We start from the raw sequence: 20,634 nt of genomic DNA on the forward strand, positions 1-20,634 counted from the left end.
TCAAAATTGGCGTTATGCTACTAAGAGATTTGATGCTAGCAAAAAAATATCAGATCAAGATTTAGAAACTTTAAAAGAAGCAATTCAATTAAGTGCTTCATCTTATGGCTTACAACCTTATAAGGTTTTAATTATTGAAAATACTGAAGTAAGAGCAAAATTACAACCTGTTTCTTGGGGGCAATCGCAAATTGTTGAAGCTTCTCACTTATTTGTGTTTGTAAATTTAGTTGATGTGCAAGAGAATCATATAGATGACTACGTAACAAATTTGGCTACAACTAGAGGATTAAAAGTAGAAGATTTAAAAGGATATAGTGATTTTATGAAATCGAAACTTGTGCCTTTATCTTCAGAAGCAAAATCTACATGGACATCAAAACAAACTTACTTAGCGATGGGTAATTTATTAAATGCTGCTGCTGAATTAAAAATTGATGTAACTCCAATTGAAGGTTTTGAACCAGAAAAATACAATGAAATTTTAGGATTAGATAAGTTAGGTCTTAATGCTTCATTAGTAGCAACTATTGGATATCGCCATGAAGAAGATGCTACACAACATTTTCCAAAAGTAAGAAAACCAATTAACGAATTATTTATAACAATATAATTAAAATAAAAACTAAAAATTAAAATAAAATGAAAAATTTAAAATCAATTGCATTAGCATTAGTAACATTAGTAACGATTTCTGCAACAGCACAAAAAACAGTAAAAGTTGACGCTGCTAAAAGTACAATTAACTGGGTTGGAAAAAAAGTAACTGGTAAACATGAAGGCACAGTAAACTTAAAAGATGGTGCTTTAGTATTTGAAAGTAAAAAATTAGTAGGTGGAAATTTCTCAGTTGATATGACAAGTATTGCAGTAACCGATTTAGAAGGTGGAATGAAAGGAAAATTAGAAGGACATTTAAAAGCGGATGACTTTTTTGGTACTGAAAAATACACAACGTCTAAATTAGTTTTCAAAAAAATTGCAACTAAAGAAAACGGAACTTATACGATTTATGCTGATTTAACAATTAAAGATAAAACAAATGAGGTAGTTTTTGATATCGTAGTTAAAGACAAAACAGCAACTGCTGAAGTTGTAATTGACAGAACAAAATATGGAATCGAATATAATTCAGGAAGTATTTTTGATGGTTTAGGTGACAAAGCTATTAACGATGATTTTACTTTAAACGTAGTTTTATCATTCTAATTTAATAAAGGGAAAAATTGCTATGAAAAAAGGCTATTCATGTTATGTGAATAGCCTTTCCCTTTTTTATTCCGTAAAATTAAGTTTGATAATTTTATTTTTTCCAGCTGCAAAAGCCGTTTTATTATTTAAAAAACGAATGGTATATAATTCTTTATCATCATCTAATTGTTTCCAAGAATTTCCATAATCATTTGAATATTGAATTCCATTTGCTCCAACAGAAACTAATGCTTTTGCCTTACTATTTGGAATAAACTGCACACAAGAACCATAACCAAAACCTGCTCCATTTGCGACTAATTTCCAAGTTTTTCCACCATCAAAAGTTATAGCTTTATTGTTTGAATTATCATCTGGATTTTCATAATTTCCACCAGTTATAAAACCGCTTTTATCGTTAAAGAAATCGGCTGAAAAAATTCCGGTCATTGCTTCACCTTGAACTATTGGTGTTTCATAAACTTGCCAATTCTTTCCAAAATCATCACTTACGAAAACTCTTGATTTCTTTCCACCTGAAACCAAAAACACTTTAGATTTTGTTATAATTAAATTAGAATTACTTGCCGCAAAAGCAGCTTCTCCTTCTTCAACTTTCGGTAAATCATCACAGCTGACTTTTCTCCAAGAATTTCCACCATCAATAGTAATAATTACCGATAAACAATCTTCTGTTGGATCGCCCATTGCCATACCGTTAAGTTCATCTCTAAATTGCATACTATCATAAAATACTTTTTCATTTATTTCTGAATAAACAATTTGCTGTGAATTATCTTTTTTAGAAATTTTATAAACATTAGCCGGATTTGCTACGGGCAACAAAAATAAAAAGTCTTTGGTTTGAGCTATACTTCGGATTTCATTTACTATTGTATCGGATTTAATCTTGAATTTTAAAACTTCATTAGTTTTTAGATTTATTTTTCCATAATTACCCTCATTCCCTGCGTACCAAAGATAATTTTCATCCGTAAGAATTGCTCTAATACTAATTTTATCCTTTAAAACTGTCTCTTTTGCTACTTTCGAATAATTAGTGTTTATTTCTTTTTGTGAACTACATGCACTTATTATAAATAGCAAAAAAATGTATTTAAAATATTTCATCATAATTTGTTTTTTGTAAAGTTAGGAAACAATTCTAAATTCAAACTATAAAACTATAATTTTGTAAATTATTGATTTACAGACAACTATATGTTTAATTTAATCTTTGGCACGAATATTGAATATTGTTATATCGAATGTAAAAATTCAAAACAGTTTAGTAACTTAATACTATATATTATGAAAAAATTATTTACCCTTACCCTTTTATTAAGTTTAACAACTATGTTTGTTAATGCTCAGGATAAAACAACCGTTACAGCCAATTCATCTGAAATTAGTGATAATTTAGATTTAAGAGCTATTGCTACTATATTTGGAGAATCTTCGGATTTAGAAGACTTTGAAAAAAGAATCAACGATCCTAAAGCTCAAATTAGCAATTTGGATTTAAACGATGATAATTTTGTTGATTATTTACGAGTAATTGAATCAATTGAAGGTAATGATCACATTATAGTTATTCAATCTGTAATTGATAAAGATTTATATCAAGATGTAGCTTCAATTGAAGTGCAGAGAGATAAAAACAATAAAGTACAAGTACAAGTTGTTGGAGATGTATATATGTATGGTGATGATTACATTTACGAACCTGTTTATGTTCACACACCTATAATTTATACAACATTTTGGGTAAATAATTACCGTCCTTATTATTCTAGTTGGTATTGGAATTATTATCCTTCTTATTATTCATATTGGAATCCATTCCCAATTTTTAGATATAGAAATCATATAAATATTTACATTGGTGGATATGGTCACTCTTACAACTATGTAAACTATAGAAACTGTAGAGTTTCATATAATGCTTATTACGGAAGAAGAGCACATGGTTATGAAACAAGATATCCAAATCGTTCATTTTCTCATAGAAACGCAAGTGTTTCTAACAGACATGAATTAGACAGAACTAGAGATGTAAGAACTGTAAATACAAGAGAAAGAGGAAATACGCAACCAAGAATTGAGTCTTCTCCAAGAAGTACTAGAAATAATACTTCAACAAGAACTGAAAATCCAAGAAGTACAAATTCGCCAAGAACGACTACTTCTACTAGAGATGAAAATCCAAGAAGTACTTCATCTTCTCCAAGAACTAATACTTCCACAAGAGATGAAAGTCCAAGAAACACTTCTTCTTCTCCAAGAGTAAATAGTTCTACAAAAAATGAAAATCCAAGAACTAATACTTCTTCACCAAGAAGTAACACTTCTACAAGAAATGAGAGTCCAAGAAACACTTCTTCTTCGCCTAGTGTAAAAAGTTCAACAAGGACTAATTCATCTCCTAGAGTTAGTACACCTTCTCGTTCAAATTCTGGATCAAGTCCAAGAGTTAGTGCTCCATCAAGAAGTTCATCTCCATCAGTGGGAAGTTCAAGAGGTTCTTCTTCAAAAAGTAGTTCATCAAGAGGTGGAAGAGGATAAAAAAATCATCAATCAACTAAAGAAAAGGTCGCAATTATTGTGACCTTTTTTTATGATTAAAAAATTCCATAAACACATTATTAATACTATCTTTGCAAGCTGATTAAAAAAGAAATGAGATTACATAGAAATTTAGTATTTACAGTTATTGATTCATTAATGGCCATCTTTAATGAAGGTGCATATGCCGACAAAATGGTAGCACAAGCCTTAAAAAAAGACAAACGTTGGGGAAGTCACGACCGTAAATTTGTTGCCGAAACTATTTATGAAATAGTTCGATGGAAAAGATTATATACAGAAATTGCCGAAGTAAAAGATCCTTTTACTAGAGATGACATTTGGAGAATCTTTGCCGTTTGGGCTGTTTTAAGAGGAATTAAACTACCTGAATGGAAGTATTTTGAAGCTACTCCAACTCGAAAAATTAAAGGACGTTTTGACGAGTTGACTAAAATTAGAAAATTCAAAGAAGCTATTCCAGATTGGATAGATGAATTAGGTTTAAAAGAATTAGGAAAAGAAACTTGGGAAAAGGAACTAACGGCTCAGAACGAACAAGCTAAAGTGATTTTAAGAGTTAATACTTTAAAAACTACCAAAGAGAAAGTACGTTCTATTTTGATGGACAACAACATTGAAACAGAATTGATAAAAGACCAACCAGATGCACTTGTTTTAAAAGAAAGAGCAAATGTTTTTATGATTCCAGCTTTTAAAGAAGGTTTTTATGAAGTTCAAGATGCTTCATCTCAGTTAGTGGCTTATTATTTAGATGTTAAACCAGGAATGAGAGTTGTTGATACTTGTGCTGGTGCAGGAGGAAAAACACTACACTTAGCTTCTTTAATGGAAAATAAAGGGCAATTAATTGCTATGGATATTTATGAAAGTAAATTAAAGCAATTAAAAATTCGTGCTAAAAGAAACGGCGTTTTTAATGCTGAATTTAGAGTAATTGATACTACAAAAGTAATCAAGCGTTTACACGAAAAAGCAGATAGAGTTCTAATTGATGCACCATGCAGTGGTTTAGGTGTTCTAAAAAGAAATCCAGATAGCAAGTGGAAATTAAGACCTGAATTTATTGACAATATCAAGAAAGTTCAAGAAGAAGTTTTACATAATTACTCAAAAATTGTTAAACCAGGTGGAAAAATGGTTTATGCAACTTGTTCTATTTTGCCTAGCGAAAATGAAGAGCAAATTAAAAAATTTTTAAAAACAGAAGAAGGTCAAAAATTTAATTTAGTAAAAGATCAAAAAGTATTAGCACATCAATCAGGTTTTGATGGGTTTTATATGGCATTAATGGAAAAAAAATCATAATTAAATAACTATGAAAAAGAATTACATTTTATTGTTTTTATTGAGTGTGACAATGGGTTTTGCACAAATTCCTACAGGATATTATAGCTCTGCAACTGGTACTGGTTATACCTTGAAAACTCAATTATATAACATCATAAAAAACCACAATGATCAAGGTTATGGTGCCTTATGGACTTTATATAGTAGTACTGCTTTTAGAGATAACTACTATGAAAACAATGGTTCTCTTTTGGATATGTATTCCGAAAATCCAACCGGAAGTGATAGTTATGAATATACTTCAACATCACAGCAATGTGGAAATTATTCTGGTGAAGGTTCTTGTTATAATAGAGAACATTTAGTACCACAATCTTATTTTGACAACTATGCTGTTGACCCAATGAAAAATGATGGTCATTTTGTTGTTCCTAGTGATGGATACGTAAATGGGCAAAGAAATAACTTTCCTTTCGGAAAAGTTGGTTCAGCATCATGGACTTCTACAAATGGTTCTAAAAAAGGAAACAATTTAAATTCAGGTTATTCAGCTGGATACAGCAATACAGTCTTTGAACCTATAGATGAATTTAAAGGGGATATTGCAAGAAGCCTTTTTTATTTTGCAACAAGGTATGAAAATATAATGTCTAACTTTTACACGACTACAGGTGCATCTACTGATGCAAAAGTTATGTTTGATGGTTCAAATAATAAAGCATTCTCTGATACTTTTTTAAACATCTTAATCACTTGGCATACAAACGACCCTGTTTCTGCTAAAGAAATAGCTATTAATAACAGAGTTTTTCAACATCAAGCAAATAGAAATCCATTTATTGATCATCCAGAATATGTATGTCAAATTTGGCCAACACAATGTGCAGCACTTTCAACGCAAGATTTTGTTAGTTTAGATGGTATTTCTGTTTATCCAAATCCATCAAATAATCATAGCATTAATATTCAATCTGAAGTAGCTTTAGACGAAATTCAGTTAATAAATCTTAACGGACAGTTAATTCAAGTAATTAATAAACCCGTATTTAATAATAACACGTATACTATAGATAATTTACCACAAGGATTTTATTTATTAAGATTAAGTTCAGAAAATCAATCGGTAACGAAAAAGATTATCGTTAACTAATACAACATTTTGATTTCTTTTACTCCATAATTTTTTATGGAATCATCCTCAAGCAAAACTTGAAGCTGACCAATAGAAGAAACTCCTTTTATAATTCCCATAAATTTTTGTTGATTTTCGTCTTCAAAAGTTGTGGGAATTTCTTTTTTAAATAAGTTATCTAAATATTTTTCCCACAACAAATCACTTTTAATCCGAACTAAAGAAATGTTTTGTTTCAAATTTTCCAATAGCCTATTTAAAATATTATCTAAATTAAAATCTAAGTTTTCTAGAAGCCTTAAAGAGGTAACATTGTTAATAGAATTAAAGTTAATTTGATTTACATTAAAACCAATTCCGATTACAGAATAAATTTCACCATTTTGTTGAATAGCGTTTTCGATCAAAATACCAGCAATTTTCTTATTATCTGCCATAATGTCGTTTGGCCATTTAACAGCGCATTTTTTACTTGTCAGTTGATTTAAGGTCTCCAAAACACTTAAAGCAACAGCAATATTTAATGTAAACAACTCAGTAGGACTCATTATTAAATCCCTCACTAAGATACTAAACGTTAAGTTCTTACCCGCTTCACTAAACCATTCCGCATCGCGTTGACCTCTACCCTTTTGTTGGCTATTTGCTACAACAATTGTAAAGTTATCAACAAACTGTTTTCGCATTAAATCCTTTAAATAATCATTAGTTGAGTTTGTGGCATTTAGTTTGATGATATTCATATGCAAAAATAATTTTTGTAAACTTTTGTTAACGTTCAAATGTAAAGACAAATTTTGTTAAATTTGCATAAAGTAAAAAAATTAGATGACTAAAAAGAAAGTGAATAATGATGATTTGATAGCAAATATCATTAAAGGGATAGAAGATGTAAAAGGAAACGATATTAATATTCTTGATTTAAGAGAAATTGACAACACCGTAAGCGATTATTATATTATTTGCAACGGAAATTCTAACACACAAGTTAACGCTATTGTTAACTCCATCCAAAAAGTAGTTTCAAAAGAATTAAAAGATAAGCCTTGGCATGTTGAAGGTTCTGATAATGCTGAATGGGTTCTTATGGATTATGTTAATGTAGTAGTTCATGTCTTTCAAAAACACATTAGAGAATATTATAACATCGAAGGTTTATGGGGCGATGCCAAAATAATTTCATTAGAAAATAAAAATTAAATATGTCAAAAGATAATAATAAAAAACCAAACTTTAAATTTAGTCCTTGGTATATATTCCTTTCAATACTTGCCTTATTTTTCATTATTCAATTGGCATCATCGGGAGTTGATTTAAGTAATCCGAAACCAACTTCAATTTCAAAATTTAATCAACTTTTAGATTCGTCTCAAGTTGAAAGGGTTGTTGTATTTAATGGAAAAACTGCTGAAATTTTCTTAAAAAAAGAAGTTCTAAGCGATAAAAAATACGATGGTGTAAACAAAGATGTTTTAGGAAAAATAAATGAGAAAGGGCCACATTACCTATTAGAAAATATTGGTAATGAAGAACTTTTTCAAAAGAAACTTGTAGAAGCTTCAGATAAAGGTTTAATAACTAATTATGATTTTAAATCAACTGGAGATTGGACTGAAATTTTCTTTTCATTTTTACCAATACTTATTTTAGTAGGTGTTTGGATTTACATGATGAGAAGAATGTCTGGTGGTGCTGGTGGTGGTGGCGGAAGTCAAATATTTAGCATTGGAAAATCTAAAGCTAAATTATTTGATGAAAAAACAGATGTTAAAACAACATTTGCCAATGTAGCCGGTTTAGAAGGAGCAAAAGAAGAAGTACAAGAAATTGTAGAATTCTTAAAAACTCCAGAAAAATATACTGCACTAGGTGGAAAAATTCCTAAAGGAGCCTTATTAGTTGGTCCTCCTGGAACAGGTAAAACATTATTAGCTAAAGCCGTTGCTGGTGAAGCTAAAGTTCCATTCTTTTCATTATCAGGATCTGATTTTGTGGAAATGTTCGTAGGTGTTGGTGCTTCACGTGTTCGTGATTTATTCAAACAAGCTAAAGAAAAAGCCCCATCAATTATATTTATTGATGAAATTGATGCTGTAGGTAGAGCTAGAGGAAAAAGCAACATGTCAGGTGGAAATGATGAAAGAGAGAATACTTTGAATCAACTTTTGACTGAAATGGATGGTTTTGGTTCAAATTCAAATGTAATTGTTATTGCTGCAACAAATAGAGCTGACGTCTTAGATAAGGCTTTATTGAGAGCTGGACGTTTTGACAGACAAATTTATGTTGATTTACCAGACATTAGAGAACGTAGAGAAATTTTTGAAGTACACTTAAAACCATTAAAAAAAGTTGAAGGTTTAGATACAGAATTTTTAGCAAAACAAACACCAGGTTTCTCTGGAGCAGATATTGCTAATGTTTGTAACGAAGCTGCTTTAATTGCAGCCAGAAATGACAAAAAAGCAGTTGATAAACAAGATTTCTTAGATGCAGTTGATAGAATTATTGGTGGGCTAGAAAAGAAAAATAAAATCATCACTAAAGATGAAAAAAGAGCTATTGCAGTTCACGAAGCTGGTCACGCAACAGTAAGTTGGATGTTAGAACATGCTGCACCATTAATCAAAGTAACAATTGTTCCTCGTGGACAAAGTCTTGGAGCTGCTTGGTACTTACCAGAAGAAAGACAAATTGTTCGTACTGAACAAATGTTAGACGAAATGTGTGCCACAATGGGCGGTCGTGCTGCAGAAAAAGTTATTTTTAATAAAATTTCTACAGGTGCATTAAGTGATTTAGAGAAAGTAACTAAACAAGCCAAAGCAATGGTTACTATCTATGGACTAAATGAAAAATTAGGAAATATTACATATTATGATTCTTCTGGTCAAAATGAATATAATTTTTCTAAACCATATTCTGAAGAAACAGCTAGAATTATTGATGATGAGATTTCAATCTTAATTGAAGGACAGTACGAAAGAGCAATCAAATTACTTGAAGAAAATAAAGACAAATTAAATCAATTAGCAGATATTTTAATTGAAAAAGAAGTAATCTTTAAAGATGATTTAGAAACTATTTTTGGTAAAAGAAAATATAATACTGCAGAGGAAATTATAAGTCCAACAATCGAAGATATAATCTAAGGTTATTAACAATTGTTTATTAATAAAAATTCTTAATTCATATTTAATATGAGTTAAGAATTTTTATCTTTGGTTAAATTCAAAAATCCAGCCATACATGAACATTTTCAAAAAAATATTTGGCAACACTTCAGAAGACAATAAAGATTCACAAGGAAGTCCTTATGAACCAGAAATAGATACTCCAATAGACGAAAAATTTACTTTTAATTTTAAAAATAACGGTGGCAAGTTTTTATACTGCGAAAACCTTAATGAATTAAGAGAACAGTTTGAAAATATATTAGAAGAAAACGATTGGTTTGAAAGTCAAGTTTTATGTCATGATGAAAAATTATTTTCACTTTTAGACGAGAATAAGCTAGCATACAAAGACATCGGAATACCTAAATTCTTTTTTACCATTTGTGAAGATTTAATTTCTGATGATGGTTCAATATTATTTTCCTCAAAACAATTTAAGCAATATAAAGCAAATGAATTACCATGTGATATGGTAGTCTTTGCAACTACTAGTCAAATTGTTGGTAATAAAAGTGACGGGTTAAGAAATATCAAAAAGAGATATGACAAAGATTATCCATCAAACATAACAACCATAAAATATTTTGAAAAAGCAAAAGAAGAAGACTTTCTTCATTATGGAAGCAGTCACAAAAACTTATACTTATTGCTACTAGAAGATTTATAAAATGAACGAAACTTTAACCAGATTACTGTCAGGTATAGTTTATATAGTTTTGTTACTGTTTGCTATTTCCTACTCTACCACTAGTTTTTTTATACTATTTGGAGTGTTTATGGTAATTGCAATTAACGAATTCTGCAATCTAGTTAAGATACCTAAAATTGCCCCTTTTCTTATTGGTAGTATCATTTACTGTTTTTTTACTTTTGGAACTATAACCGATGTTAGTATAGTAAATTCATTATTAGCAATCACTTTAGTAGTTTCAATAAAAGCCATGGCATTTCTCTTTTCCAAAGAAGGACTTTCTAGTTCAACAATTGATAAATACCTATATACATTGGGATACATTATTTTATCATTTGTTTTTATTACAAAAATCCCTTTCGGAATAAATGGCTACAATCCAAAAATAATTATCGGAATTTTTATTCTTATTTGGACAAACGATACATTTGCCTATATTGTTGGAAAATCAATTGGTAAGAACAAACTCTTTGAACGAATTTCGCCAAAAAAAACAATAGAAGGGTTTATCGGTGGACTAGTTTTTAGTATCTTAGCAAGCATTTTAATATCAAAATACTTTATAGGTTCTACTAGCATTAGTACTATGTATATTTGGATAGGAATTGCCTTTATTGCAAGTATTTTCGGGACTATTGGAGATTTAGTTGAATCCAAATTTAAAAGAATTGCTCAAGTAAAAGATAGCGGAAATATTATGCCTGGTCATGGAGGCGTGCTAGATAGGCTAGATAGTATTATATTTGTAGCACCATTTGTTTATTTATTTTATCAAATTTTATATTATGTTTCATAAAGAAGGAAGGAAAATTATTTTAATTACAGTTATTATTTCTGTAGCGTTGTTGTTAATTTCTGATGTATTTGACAATTTTTGGATAAGTAAGTTTATTCAAGTTTTGGCAATAGTAATATTAATTTTAGTGTTGCAGTTTTTTAGAAACCCTAAAAGAGATGTCGACAATAGCGACAATCATATAATTGCTCCAGTAGATGGAAAAGTTGTAGTTATTGAAGAAGTTTTTGAACCAGAATATTTTAAAGATAAAAGATTAATGGTTTCTATTTTCATGTCACCTATTAATGTGCATGTGACTCGTTATGCTTTAAACGGAATTGTAAAATACAGCAAATACCATCCAGGAAAATACCTAGTAGCTTGGCATCCAAAAGCAAGTGAAGAAAACGAAAGAACAACTGTAGTTATAGAAAATCGCATTTATGGAGAAATAATGTATAGACAAATTGCTGGTGCTTTAGCCCGTAGAATTGTAAACTATGCTGAAGTTGGAATGCGAGTTGTTCAAGGAAAAGACGCTGGTTTTATCAAGTTTGGTTCGAGAGTGGATTTATATTTTCCAATTGGAACACCTATTGATGTTAAATTAGGACAAAAAGCAATTGGTGGCGTTACTGTATTAACAAAAAAACAATAAAATTGAATAGCGAAGAACTAAACATACTATTTGATAAAGCCTTTGAAAATGCTAATAAAATCGAAAAAGAATCGGTTCCACCAAATATGCAACTAGTTCTTTATGGTTTGTACAAACATGCTACTTCTACTCGCCCTTCCTTAAATATTGAAGCTTCACAAGATGCAAATGATTTAAAAAATGCTTTTAAAATGAATGCTTGGATGCAAGTAAATCATTTAACAATTGATGATGCTAAAGAACAATATATCAGTTTAATAAATTCTCTCTTAAAAGAAAGAAAACTTTAATTTTCAACAACCATATTACCTCAAAATGAAAAAATTAGTACTATTTAGTCTGTTTTTTATTTCATTATTATTTTCTTGTAAAAAAGAAAAAGTACTTCAAGAAGTTCAATTACCAGATCCAAACGCTGTTGAAGAAATTATTTATGCAAATCCTGCAGATGTAAAAACAAACGACAAACCCTTTTTAATGAATGGATTAGCCTATAAATATAATGATTTAGAACCTTATATTGATGCTAAAACAATGGAAATTCACTATTCTAAACATCATTTAGGGTATGCCAACAAATTAAATACAGCCATAAAGGATACTGAATTTAAAACTAATACAATTAAAGAAATTCTAAATAATTTAGACCTAAACAATTCTTTTCTTCGCAATAATGCTGGTGGATACTACAATCACAATTTATTCTTTGAAATTTTAAGTCCAAAAAAAGGAACTAAACCTAGCAGTACTTTTGGTGAAGCTATAATTAGAGATTTTGGTTCGTTTAATACTATGAATGCTAAACTTTCTGAGGCATCTACTGGTCTATTTGGATCAGGTTGGGTTTGGTTAATTGTAGATAAAGATGGGAAATTAAAAATTACACAAACTATTAATCAAGATAATCCGCTTATGTCTAATGCTGCTGAAAAGGGAACTCCAATTTTAGCTATCGACATATGGGAACATGCCTATTATTTAAAATACCAAAACAATAAATCAGAATATATTGAAGGTCTTTTTAACATTATAAACTGGGAAATTGTTTCAAAAAAATATGACAATTCTATAGCTCTTAAACTATAATTATGAAGAATATTATCTTTTTACTCTGCTTAACTACTTGCTTATTTTCTTGTAAAAAAGACAACAAAATAGTTAGTAAAGAACTGGAATCAGAAAAAGTTAACTCAGAATGGAATGATTTTGATTTAAATGGAAATGTAAAATCTACTTTAGAATACACTACAGCAGAAAAAAGAGATGAAACAAATACTAATTCAGTGCGTAAGTTTGAAAATCAATTTAATCCTGATATTGCATTAACGTTTGATGAAAATGGAAAATTAATAAATAAAATCACTTATAGCGAAGACGGAAATGTTTCTGAAGATATTATCTATGAAGGAAAAGACAAGATAATAACTATTAAAAATTTTACTAATCCTGAAGAATATATTGAAACAAAATACACTTGGAATACTACTAAAAACACTATTATCACAAGACGTTTTAATGGTTTACAAATGCTTGACAAAGAAGTTTTTCTATTTGAAAATGGCAAAAAAATCGAAAAATACAAATATGACAGTCATGAAAACCAAGCAGATAGAACTAGCTATTCTTATGACAATGACAATAGAGTTACAGAAGAAATTTATTTTCAGGCTAAACCTATAATGCAATCTAGACTTTCTATTGAATATGATAGTAATGGTAATAAATCAATAGAAATACTATACAATAAAGATTTTAAAATCATAACTAAAACAACTTATGAATATAATAGTTCCAATCAGTTACTTAACACTAAAACCTATACTGATAATGGAAGTTTAGATGCTGAATTATTCAGGACTTATGATGACAAAAATCGTTTAATTTCCAAAGGAAGCTATGAAGTTTTTGATAATTCAAACAACAAAGAAGATTTTGAATATGACGATAACGACAATACAACTTCATGGAAAATTTACAAAAACCAAAAATTACTTTCTAAAACTACTTACACGTTTGATTTAAAAAACAATCTAACTTCTGAAACTGTTACATTACCAGATGGAAAAGTAACACACAAAAAAATTGTTGAATATACTTATGACAAAAATGAAAATTGGATCACAAGAAAATCAACAATTGATAATTTAGTTTTATATACTTCTAGAAAGATTGAATATTATAACTAATTTTTAGATTATTTAGTCTTCTAAATCATCATAGTTTTTAGCAGTAGAATACGTTCTCCATTTTTCAATACAATCTTGTATATCTTGAGGAATTTCTGAATCAAAACGCATAAATTCTTTCGTAATTGGATGTTCAAAACCTAATGTTTTAGCATGAAGTGCTTGTCTTGGTAACACTTTAAAACAATTATCTACAAATTGCTTGTATTTGGTAAAAGTTGTACCTTTTAAGATTAGGTTTCCACCATAACGTTCGTCATTAAAAAGAGTGTGCCCAATATGTTTCATATGCACACGTATTTGATGCGTTCGTCCTGTTTCTAGTTTACAAGTAACCAAAGTCACATAACCCAAACGTTCTAGAACTTTATAATGTGTTACAGCAGGTTTTCCTTTATCGCCATCCACATCATAAACAGACATTTGCATTCTATTTGTAATGTGTCTATCAATATTACCTTCAATAGTTCCTTCATCTTCTTCAACATTTCCCCAAACAATTCCAATATATTCTCTCTCAGAAGTTTTATCAGCAAATTGCTTCGCTAAATAAGTCATAGCAAATTCAGTTTTAGCAACTACTAGTAAACCAGAAGTGTCTTTATCAATTCTATGCACCAAACCAGGACGTTCAGAGCTATTCATTGGCAAGTTGTCAAAATGATAAGCCAAAGCATTTACAAGCGTTCCAGTATAGTTTCCATAACCAGGATGCACCACTAAACCAGCAGGCTTATTTACAACCAACAATTGATCATCTTCATAAACAATATCTAAAGGGATATTTTCGGGAATAATTAAATTCTCAAATGGTGGATATTCTAATAAAATACGAACAACATCAAAAGCCTTGACTTTATAATTCGATTTTACTGGAACATCATTTACAAAGATATTTCCGTTCGTGGCTGCTTGTTGAATTTTATTTCTAGTGGCATTTTCAACTAAGTTCATTAAAAATTTATCAACTCTTAATGGAGCTTGTCCTTTAGTCGCTTCAAATTTAAAATGTTCAAATAAATTTTCGTCTTCTAATTCAGCTTCTATATTTTTTCCTTCTTCAATCATTAGTATTGTCCTTCTGTTTTTGGAACATCAGCATCAATTTCAGGTTTGTTTATTTGCAATGTATCTAACATTTCATCTAAATTCGATTCTTCAAAAGTTCTTTTTCCATCACCTAAATCTAGGTCAATTCTAGAATTTTTAAGAACCTTATCCCCTTTTTTTAATACTTTTCCGTTATGTCTTGCTACTAAAACTAAGTCTTTTGCTAAATTTGGCTTATATGTAATATCACCTTCTTGCAAACCTAATGCTCTAAATGTAGCTTGTATTTGTCTATATGTTTTTTCTTCTAAATCTGGTAAAGTGATCATTGCATAACCACCAGAATTAATTTTGACATATATTTTTCGTCCATCTTTTACTTTTTCACCGGCTTCTGGATCTTGTTCCACAATAGAATAAGGTGGAAAGTCCTTGTTATAATCGACTGTATCAAGAACTAATGCTACTACTCCAAGATCAGCTAATTTTTCTTCAGCGATTTCAATTTTCATTTTCTTTAAGTCTGGCACATCTATTTCTTCACCATGTCTGGTTCTAAAATCTAAAAAATTAACCAATAAAAAGCCAAATACACCTACAATTATAATTGCGATTAATATCTGTTTAACAAAAGTCCAACTCTTTAAAAATTCAAAAATTCTCATAAATTTTAATTTTAGCAAAGATATAAATTTATAGTTTGATTTCCCTATCTAATAATAACCACAAAAGTACCATTTTATTATTTATTTATTTATTTTTAATAAAACAGCAATTACTAACCTTCAAATAGATAAAATGTGATATTTTTGTAAGGAAGTATATATTCGATTTAATATGAACATAGCAGTTGTAATGGGTGGATATTCTGATGAGTCAGTAATTTCACTTCGAAGCGGACAATTAATTCTAAATAATTTAGATAAAGAAAAATATAACATTTATGAAATTCATATCTTGTTAGAAGGTTGGTTTGCTATTGTTGATGGAGAGAAACTTTCTATTAACAAAGCTGATTTTTCATTTTCTGATGGATTTTCTATTACTCATTTTGATGTGATATTAAACACCGTACACGGAACACCTGGCGAAGACGGGCATTTACAAGCTTATTGGGAACTATTAGAAATTCCGTATGCAGGTTGTAATTATTATCAATCGAGTTTAACTTTTAACAAACGTGATACCCTTTCAGTCCTGTCTAAATTTAATATTCCTAGAGCAAAATCTATTTATGTTTCAGAAGGAAATATTGATTTTACTTATGAAGATGTTGTTGCCGATTTAGGTTTACCTTTCTTTGTAAAACCGAATCAATCAGGAAGTAGTTTAGGAATTTCAAAAGTAAATTCGAAAGAAGAATATGAAAAAGCCTTGATTTTTGCTTTTGCAGAAGATAAAGATATTTTAATTGAAAGCTTCTTAGATGGAACGGAAATTTCGGTTGGCGTTTTAAATTACAAAGGAAAAACTACGGTTTTAGGTTTGACAGAAATCGTTTCTCACAATGACTTTTTTGATTATGAAGCCAAATATTTGGGTAAATCCGAAGAAATAACTCCAGCTAGAATTAGTCCAGAAATGACCGAAAAAGTCACTAAAACAGCAATTAAAGTCTACGAATCATTAAGAATGAAAGGTTTTTCTAGAGCAGAATACATTATTATGAATGATGAACCTCATTTTATTGAAATCAACACGAATCCTGGATTAAGCCCACAAAGTATATTTCCACAACAAGCTACTTATGCAAATATTCCAATGAGTGATTTGCTAGATAGCGAAATTGAATTAGCTTTACAGAACAAACCTATTTGGAAGAAATAAAAGTTAATGTTTGATAGTTAATGGTTCAATCAATAAACTACAATAAAAAAAGTATCTATAAAAAGATACTGAAATAAATTCAGTATAATATGAAAAAAGCAATTTTCCCAGGATCATTTGATCCGATAACAAACGGACATTTTGACATCATCAAAAGAGGAATTTCCCTGTTTGATGAAGTTATTGTTGCCATTGGTGTAAATGCTGAAAAAAAATACATGTTCACTCTTGAAGATAGAAAACGCTTTATTGAAGAATCTTTCAAAGACGAACCAAAAGTTAAAGTAATAACTTATACTGGATTAACAATCGATTTATGCAAAAGAGAAAATGCTCAATTCATTTTAAGAGGCTTGAGAAATCCAGCTGATTTTGAATTTGAAAAAGCCATTGCTCATGCCAACCGAACCATGTCTAAAATTGAAACGGTCTTTTTGTTAACTGCTGCTCGTACATCTTTTATTTCATCAAGTATAGTAAGAGATATTATAAGAAATGGTGGTGATGTTTCAAAATTAGTACCAGAAGTTGTTTTGAACAAGTAAGCTTTTTGGTTACACGAAGTTTCACAAAGTATTTAACAGAGTTACTCAAAGTTTTTTTCTAAATGCTTTTCGGTGAAGTAAATCTATTAAAATCCGTTAAATCTGCGTTCTATTTTTCAAATTTATACAATTCCTTAAACCTGTGTTCCAAAACCACAAAAGACATAATTTAATTTGAAAACCTTACCTTTGCGGCTTAATTTTTTTTCAAAGCCAAAATTATAATGCAAAAAGTACTGAATCTTTTCGATTTCAAACAAAAAATAGATTATAAAACCGAAATCCTTGCAGGTTTAACCGTTGCCATGACTATGATTCCAGAATCGTTGTCGTTTGCTATATTAGCTGGTTTTCCTCCATTAGTTGGATTATATGGAGCATTTATCATGGGAATAATCACCGCTATTTTTGGTGGTCGTCCTGGAATGGTTTCTGGAGGTGCTGGTGCAACAGTTATTGTATTAATAGCCTTAATGAATTCTAACGGCCTAGAATATGTTTTTGCAGCTGTTGCCTTGGCTGGAATCATTCAAATAGTTGTAGGATTACTAAAACTCGGAAAGTTTATTCGATTGGTGCCGCAACCTGTAATGTTTGGTTTCGTAAACGGATTAGCCGTAATAATCTTTATGTCGCAATTAGAACAATTTAAAACCATTATTAACGGACAAAGTGAATTATTATCAGGTTCACCTCTATATATCATGGCTGGATTAGTGGCTTTAACTATTGCTATTATCCTTTTCTTTCCAAAAATAACTAAAGCTGTTCCGGCTTCTTTGGTTGCTATTATTGTTGTTTTTGCAGTCGTTTTAATCTTTAATATTGACACCAAACAAGTTGTAGATATTGCTTCTGTTAGCGGAAGCCTTCCTCCTTTTCATATTCCTCAAATTCCTTTTACATTAGAAACTTTTAAAATCATTTTGCCTTATGGTTTAATCATGGCAGCTGTAGGTTTAACAGAAGGTTTATTAACGTTGAATTTAGTAGACGAAATCACAGGAACAAAAGGAAACAGTAATCGCGAATGTTTAGCACAAGGAACTGCCAATATTGCCAACGGATTTTTCTTTGGAATGGGTGGTTGTCCAATGATTGCCCAAACTTTAGTTAATTTATCGTCTGGTTCAAGAGCTAGATTATCTGGAATTGTAGCTGCTTTAACCATTTTAGCAATCATTTTATTTGGAGCACCCGTAATTGAATTATTACCAATGGCTGCTTTAACTGGAGTTATGATTATGGTTGCCATTGGAACATTTGAATGGGCAAGTTTTAGAGCCTTTACCAAAATGCCTAAATCAGATATTTTTGTGATGTTGGTGGTGACTTTTGTTACAATTTTAATGCATAATTTAGCTTTAGCCGTTTTAATTGGAGTCATTATTTCAGCTTTAGTTTTTGCTTGGGAAAATGCCAAAAGAATTCGTGCAAGAAAATTCACAGATGATAATGGAGTGAAACATTATGAAATTTTTGGTCCATTATTCTTTGGTTCCACAACAGCTTTTGCTGAAAAATTTGATGTACAAAACGATCCAAATGAAGTTATTATTGACTTTGCTGAAAGCCGAATTGCCGATATGAGTGCCATTGACGCTGTAAATAAAATTACAGAACGTTATGCTGTTGTAAATAAAGTAGTTCACTTAAAACATTTAAGTAACGATTGTATTGAATTACTTAATAATGCCAAGGCCATCATTGATGTAAATATTATAGAAGACCCAACCTATAAGGTTGTTCCTGCGAAATAAGTCAAAGTGACTTCGATAGGTTCAGACTGACATTTCGGACTTCATTTATGTTTTGTTGAATATAAAACATAATATCTTCTAATAATTCATAAACAATTGATACCACAATTGTCACAATAAACTTGTCGAAGTGATAACTTATTCTATTCACGTAGAAATGTCTTCGACAGGCTCAGACTGACATTTCGGACTTCATTTATGTTTTGTTAAATATAAAAATAACTTCTATTAATCTATAAACAATTGATAACACCTATTGTCACACTGAGCTTGTCGAAGTGCATATATAAACAAAAAAGCTGAAAATCTACCTTTGATTTTTAGCTTTCTTTGTACCGATCAAAAAAATTTCTAAATTAAAACTTAACACATTGTTAACCACTTCCTCTTTCTGTGTTAAAAAAGTTAAAAACAAATTAAATAAAATTTTTGAAACCTAAAATCAATCTACATTTATTCAAAATTAAACAAATCTATATTATGAAAAAATTACTTTTAGTAACTGCTTTAGCGGTTTTTGGATTTTCCAATGTTAAGGCACAAGACATTAAATTTGGAGTAAAAGGTGGACTTAACTTTGCTAACATCAGTGGAGACAATACTAGCGATTTAGAACCTGTAACAGCTTTTAACTTTGGAGTTATGAGTGAAATTACCATTACAGAAAAATTCTCATTTCAACCAGAGCTTATGTATTCTGGACAAGGCTTTAGTTTTAAAAATGACAGCAACCCTGTTGCATTAAGTTACATTAATCTACCTTTAATTGGAAAGTACTATGTGTTCAATGGTTTAAGCCTTGAAGCTGGTCCACAAATTGGCTATTTAATTGGAGCTGACTATGATGGTTTTGATGTTAAAGACAATTACAAAAAAATTGACTTTGGTGCAAACTTTGGATTAGGTTACAAACTAGACAACGGTATTAATTTTGGAGTGCGTTACAATTTAGGATTATCTAATATTAACGATTTAAGAGGTCAATCGGACAAAATTAAAAACAATGTATTACAAGTTTCTTTAGGGTACTTCTTTTAAGAATCACAAACACCATTTTTATAATAAGAAAGCTAAAAGTTAGAAATAATTTTTAGCTTTTTTTTTATTGTGGGAAACCGTAATGTTTGCTTGTTTTGTTTTTATATATTTACAATTGATTACAAATCATCATAAATATTTATATCTACATATAAATATTTATTAATTGTAAGTTTATATATACAAGTTCTATAAAAGCTATGAAAAATTACTTTTAATGAAATTAAAAAGAAATTCAGACAATTGGCTAGATATTATTATTGGAACTTCATTAAGTTTTATATATGTTATTCCATTTTACGTATTCATATTATTGTACTTTCATATAGAAATTAAAGTCTATTTATTTACAATTCCTTTTATATATATAATTTACAAACAATGGAAATCGAATCATTTTTCTGAATTCAATACAGAATTTACTGAGAAAAAAAATTCTGAACTTTTAGAAAGAGTATTTAAAAAAATGAAATGTAAAAGTTTTATGAAATATGGTGAAATAAAAATTGAGAAAACAAAAATATTTCATCATCCATTGGACACAACCTTTCAGGTTAGAAGTAAAAAAATTTACTACAATTTTGGATATGAAAATTTAGCAAGAGGTGGACGATTAACTTTCCTATTTGGAATTTCAACTATTCAGAAGATATGTTTCTTATATCATTTGTGGAAAGAAATAAAAAAGAACAATTAAAAGAAAACCTTCTAAAAAAGAAGGTTTTC

General features: G+C 29.6%; 22 protein-coding genes. 18 read left to right on the plus strand and 4 right to left on the minus strand.

Going from position 1 to position 20,634, the window contains the following annotated elements:
- Together AACZ53_RS05120 and AACZ53_RS05125 are read left to right on the plus strand one after the other, a co-directional pair.
- Positions 1-613, plus strand: a 613-nt coding sequence (locus tag AACZ53_RS05120; protein ID WP_339835361.1) for an NAD(P)H-dependent oxidoreductase, incomplete at its 5' end; no start/stop codon positions are given.
- Between the two features lie 29 nt (positions 614-642).
- Complete coding sequence (locus AACZ53_RS05125; RefSeq protein ID WP_339835364.1) at positions 643-1,209, plus strand: YceI family protein; 567 nt, start codon at positions 643-645, stop codon at positions 1,207-1,209.
- Between the two features lie 66 nt (positions 1,210-1,275).
- Here AACZ53_RS05125 and AACZ53_RS05130 read toward each other — a convergent pair whose 3' ends face one another.
- Positions 1,276-2,325, minus strand: a complete 1,050-nt coding sequence (locus tag AACZ53_RS05130; RefSeq protein ID WP_339835367.1) for an oxidoreductase — start codon at positions 2,323-2,325, stop codon at positions 1,276-1,278.
- A 177-nt stretch (positions 2,326-2,502) separates the two neighbouring features.
- Here AACZ53_RS05130 and AACZ53_RS05135 point away from each other — a divergent pair, with 177 nt between their 5' ends.
- The 3 genes from AACZ53_RS05135 (at position 2,503) to AACZ53_RS05145 (ending at position 6,217) form a co-directional block, all read left to right on the plus strand.
- Positions 2,503-3,756, plus strand: a complete 1,254-nt coding sequence (locus AACZ53_RS05135) for a hypothetical protein (RefSeq protein WP_339835370.1) — start codon at positions 2,503-2,505, stop codon at positions 3,754-3,756.
- 114 nt (positions 3,757-3,870) lie between these two features.
- The gene (locus tag AACZ53_RS05140; protein WP_339835373.1) at positions 3,871-5,085 is read left to right on the plus strand and encodes a methyltransferase domain-containing protein; all 1,215 of its coding nucleotides are present in this window, start codon (positions 3,871-3,873) and stop codon (positions 5,083-5,085) included.
- A gap of 10 nt (positions 5,086-5,095) precedes the next feature.
- On the plus strand, positions 5,096-6,217 hold the full coding sequence (locus AACZ53_RS05145; protein WP_339835376.1) for an endonuclease: 1,122 nt from the start codon (positions 5,096-5,098) through the stop codon (positions 6,215-6,217).
- Here AACZ53_RS05145 and AACZ53_RS05150 read toward each other — a convergent pair.
- The gene (locus AACZ53_RS05150) at positions 6,214-6,942 is read right to left on the minus strand and encodes a biotin--[acetyl-CoA-carboxylase] ligase (RefSeq protein WP_339835378.1); all 729 of its coding nucleotides are present in this window, start codon (positions 6,940-6,942) and stop codon (positions 6,214-6,216) included. The genes AACZ53_RS05145 and AACZ53_RS05150 overlap by 4 nt on opposite strands.
- 85 nt (positions 6,943-7,027) lie before the next feature.
- On the opposite strand from AACZ53_RS05150, the gene rsfS reads away from it, so the two are divergent.
- The 8 genes from rsfS (at position 7,028) to AACZ53_RS05190 (ending at position 13,688) form a co-directional block, all read left to right on the plus strand.
- Entirely contained in the window at positions 7,028-7,399 is a 372-nt protein-coding gene (gene rsfS, locus AACZ53_RS05155) for a ribosome silencing factor (protein WP_026716298.1), read from the plus strand.
- A gap of 2 nt (positions 7,400-7,401) precedes the next feature.
- On the plus strand, positions 7,402-9,351 hold the full coding sequence (gene ftsH, locus AACZ53_RS05160) for an ATP-dependent zinc metalloprotease FtsH (protein ID WP_339835386.1): 1,950 nt from the start codon (positions 7,402-7,404) through the stop codon (positions 9,349-9,351).
- Between the two features lie 97 nt (positions 9,352-9,448).
- Positions 9,449-10,042: a lactate utilization protein B/C gene (locus AACZ53_RS05165; RefSeq protein WP_339835389.1), complete on the plus strand. Its 594-nt coding sequence runs from the start codon at positions 9,449-9,451 to the stop codon at positions 10,040-10,042.
- Between the two features lies 1 nt (position 10,043).
- Positions 10,044-10,862 carry a phosphatidate cytidylyltransferase gene (locus AACZ53_RS05170; protein ID WP_339835392.1) on the plus strand — a complete coding sequence of 273 codons (819 nt, stop codon included), beginning with the start codon at positions 10,044-10,046 and terminating at the stop codon, positions 10,860-10,862.
- Positions 10,852-11,502: a phosphatidylserine decarboxylase family protein gene (locus tag AACZ53_RS05175; RefSeq protein ID WP_339835395.1), complete on the plus strand. Its 651-nt coding sequence runs from the start codon at positions 10,852-10,854 to the stop codon at positions 11,500-11,502. Before AACZ53_RS05170 ends, AACZ53_RS05175 begins: the two co-directional genes overlap by 11 nt.
- Positions 11,503-11,504: 2 nt before the next feature.
- Complete coding sequence (locus AACZ53_RS05180) at positions 11,505-11,792, plus strand: acyl-CoA-binding protein (RefSeq protein WP_339835398.1); 288 nt, start codon at positions 11,505-11,507, stop codon at positions 11,790-11,792.
- Between the two features lie 25 nt (positions 11,793-11,817).
- The gene (locus AACZ53_RS05185; protein WP_339835401.1) at positions 11,818-12,588 is read left to right on the plus strand and encodes a superoxide dismutase; all 771 of its coding nucleotides are present in this window, start codon (positions 11,818-11,820) and stop codon (positions 12,586-12,588) included.
- Between the two features lie 2 nt (positions 12,589-12,590).
- Positions 12,591-13,688 carry a hypothetical protein gene (locus tag AACZ53_RS05190; RefSeq protein WP_339835403.1) on the plus strand — a complete coding sequence of 366 codons (1,098 nt, stop codon included), beginning with the start codon at positions 12,591-12,593 and terminating at the stop codon, positions 13,686-13,688.
- Positions 13,689-13,700: 12 nt separating this feature from the next.
- On the opposite strand, the gene AACZ53_RS05195 is transcribed toward AACZ53_RS05190, so the two are convergent.
- Positions 13,701-14,756, minus strand: a complete 1,056-nt coding sequence (locus tag AACZ53_RS05195; RefSeq protein ID WP_339835406.1) for an RluA family pseudouridine synthase — start codon at positions 14,754-14,756, stop codon at positions 13,701-13,703.
- Complete coding sequence (locus AACZ53_RS05200; protein ID WP_339835408.1) at positions 14,756-15,403, minus strand: PASTA domain-containing protein; 648 nt, start codon at positions 15,401-15,403, stop codon at positions 14,756-14,758. Before AACZ53_RS05200 ends, AACZ53_RS05195 begins: the two co-directional genes overlap by 1 nt.
- 172 nt (positions 15,404-15,575) lie before the next feature.
- Here AACZ53_RS05200 and AACZ53_RS05205 point away from each other — a divergent pair, with 172 nt between their 5' ends.
- The 5 genes from AACZ53_RS05205 (at position 15,576) to AACZ53_RS05225 (ending at position 20,605) form a co-directional block, all read left to right on the plus strand.
- On the plus strand, positions 15,576-16,565 hold the full coding sequence (locus AACZ53_RS05205; protein ID WP_339835410.1) for a D-alanine--D-alanine ligase: 990 nt from the start codon (positions 15,576-15,578) through the stop codon (positions 16,563-16,565).
- Between the two features lie 89 nt (positions 16,566-16,654).
- Positions 16,655-17,110 (plus strand): pantetheine-phosphate adenylyltransferase, encoded by a 456-nt coding sequence (coaD, locus tag AACZ53_RS05210; RefSeq protein ID WP_339835412.1) that lies wholly within the window; start codon positions 16,655-16,657, stop codon positions 17,108-17,110.
- 224 nt (positions 17,111-17,334) lie between these two features.
- The gene (locus AACZ53_RS05215; RefSeq protein WP_339835414.1) at positions 17,335-18,870 is read left to right on the plus strand and encodes a SulP family inorganic anion transporter; all 1,536 of its coding nucleotides are present in this window, start codon (positions 17,335-17,337) and stop codon (positions 18,868-18,870) included.
- Positions 18,871-19,350: 480 nt separating this feature from the next.
- A complete protein-coding gene (locus AACZ53_RS05220; RefSeq protein WP_339835417.1) occupies positions 19,351-19,908 on the plus strand; it encodes a porin family protein in 558 nt (185 codons plus the stop codon).
- Positions 19,909-20,125: 217 nt separating this feature from the next.
- Positions 20,126-20,605: a hypothetical protein gene (locus AACZ53_RS05225; RefSeq protein ID WP_339835420.1), complete on the plus strand. Its 480-nt coding sequence runs from the start codon at positions 20,126-20,128 to the stop codon at positions 20,603-20,605.
- Positions 20,606-20,634: the final 29 nt, after the last annotated feature.

The sequence above is a fragment of the uncultured Flavobacterium sp. genome (assembly GCF_963975005.1).
Lineage (GTDB): Bacteria > Bacteroidota > Bacteroidia > Flavobacteriales > Flavobacteriaceae > Flavobacterium.

Bases quoted from the DNA above. Each gene is read 5' to 3' on its own strand.
- AACZ53_RS05125 (WP_339835364.1), top strand. From the start codon at position 643: ATGAAAAATTTAAAATCAATTGCATTAGCATTAGTAACATTAGTAACG.
- AACZ53_RS05130 (WP_339835367.1), bottom strand. From the start codon at position 2,325: ATGATGAAATATTTTAAATACATTTTTTTGCTATTTATAATAAGTGCA.
- AACZ53_RS05135 (WP_339835370.1), top strand. From the start codon at position 2,503: ATGAAAAAATTATTTACCCTTACCCTTTTATTAAGTTTAACAACTATG.
- AACZ53_RS05140 (WP_339835373.1), top strand. From the start codon at position 3,871: ATGAGATTACATAGAAATTTAGTATTTACAGTTATTGATTCATTAATG.
- AACZ53_RS05145 (WP_339835376.1), top strand. From the start codon at position 5,096: ATGAAAAAGAATTACATTTTATTGTTTTTATTGAGTGTGACAATGGGT.
- AACZ53_RS05150 (WP_339835378.1), bottom strand. From the start codon at position 6,942: ATGAATATCATCAAACTAAATGCCACAAACTCAACTAATGATTATTTA.
- rsfS (WP_026716298.1), top strand. From the start codon at position 7,028: ATGACTAAAAAGAAAGTGAATAATGATGATTTGATAGCAAATATCATT.
- ftsH (WP_339835386.1), top strand. From the start codon at position 7,402: ATGTCAAAAGATAATAATAAAAAACCAAACTTTAAATTTAGTCCTTGG.
- AACZ53_RS05165 (WP_339835389.1), top strand. From the start codon at position 9,449: ATGAACATTTTCAAAAAAATATTTGGCAACACTTCAGAAGACAATAAA.
- AACZ53_RS05170 (WP_339835392.1), top strand. From the start codon at position 10,044: ATGAACGAAACTTTAACCAGATTACTGTCAGGTATAGTTTATATAGTT.
- AACZ53_RS05175 (WP_339835395.1), top strand. From the start codon at position 10,852: ATGTTTCATAAAGAAGGAAGGAAAATTATTTTAATTACAGTTATTATT.
- AACZ53_RS05185 (WP_339835401.1), top strand. From the start codon at position 11,818: ATGAAAAAATTAGTACTATTTAGTCTGTTTTTTATTTCATTATTATTT.
- AACZ53_RS05190 (WP_339835403.1), top strand. From the start codon at position 12,591: ATGAAGAATATTATCTTTTTACTCTGCTTAACTACTTGCTTATTTTCT.
- AACZ53_RS05195 (WP_339835406.1), bottom strand. From the start codon at position 14,756: ATGATTGAAGAAGGAAAAAATATAGAAGCTGAATTAGAAGACGAAAAT.
- AACZ53_RS05200 (WP_339835408.1), bottom strand. From the start codon at position 15,403: ATGAGAATTTTTGAATTTTTAAAGAGTTGGACTTTTGTTAAACAGATA.
- AACZ53_RS05205 (WP_339835410.1), top strand. From the start codon at position 15,576: ATGAACATAGCAGTTGTAATGGGTGGATATTCTGATGAGTCAGTAATT.
- coaD (WP_339835412.1), top strand. From the start codon at position 16,655: ATGAAAAAAGCAATTTTCCCAGGATCATTTGATCCGATAACAAACGGA.
- AACZ53_RS05215 (WP_339835414.1), top strand. From the start codon at position 17,335: ATGCAAAAAGTACTGAATCTTTTCGATTTCAAACAAAAAATAGATTAT.
- AACZ53_RS05220 (WP_339835417.1), top strand. From the start codon at position 19,351: ATGAAAAAATTACTTTTAGTAACTGCTTTAGCGGTTTTTGGATTTTCC.
- AACZ53_RS05225 (WP_339835420.1), top strand. From the start codon at position 20,126: ATGAAATTAAAAAGAAATTCAGACAATTGGCTAGATATTATTATTGGA.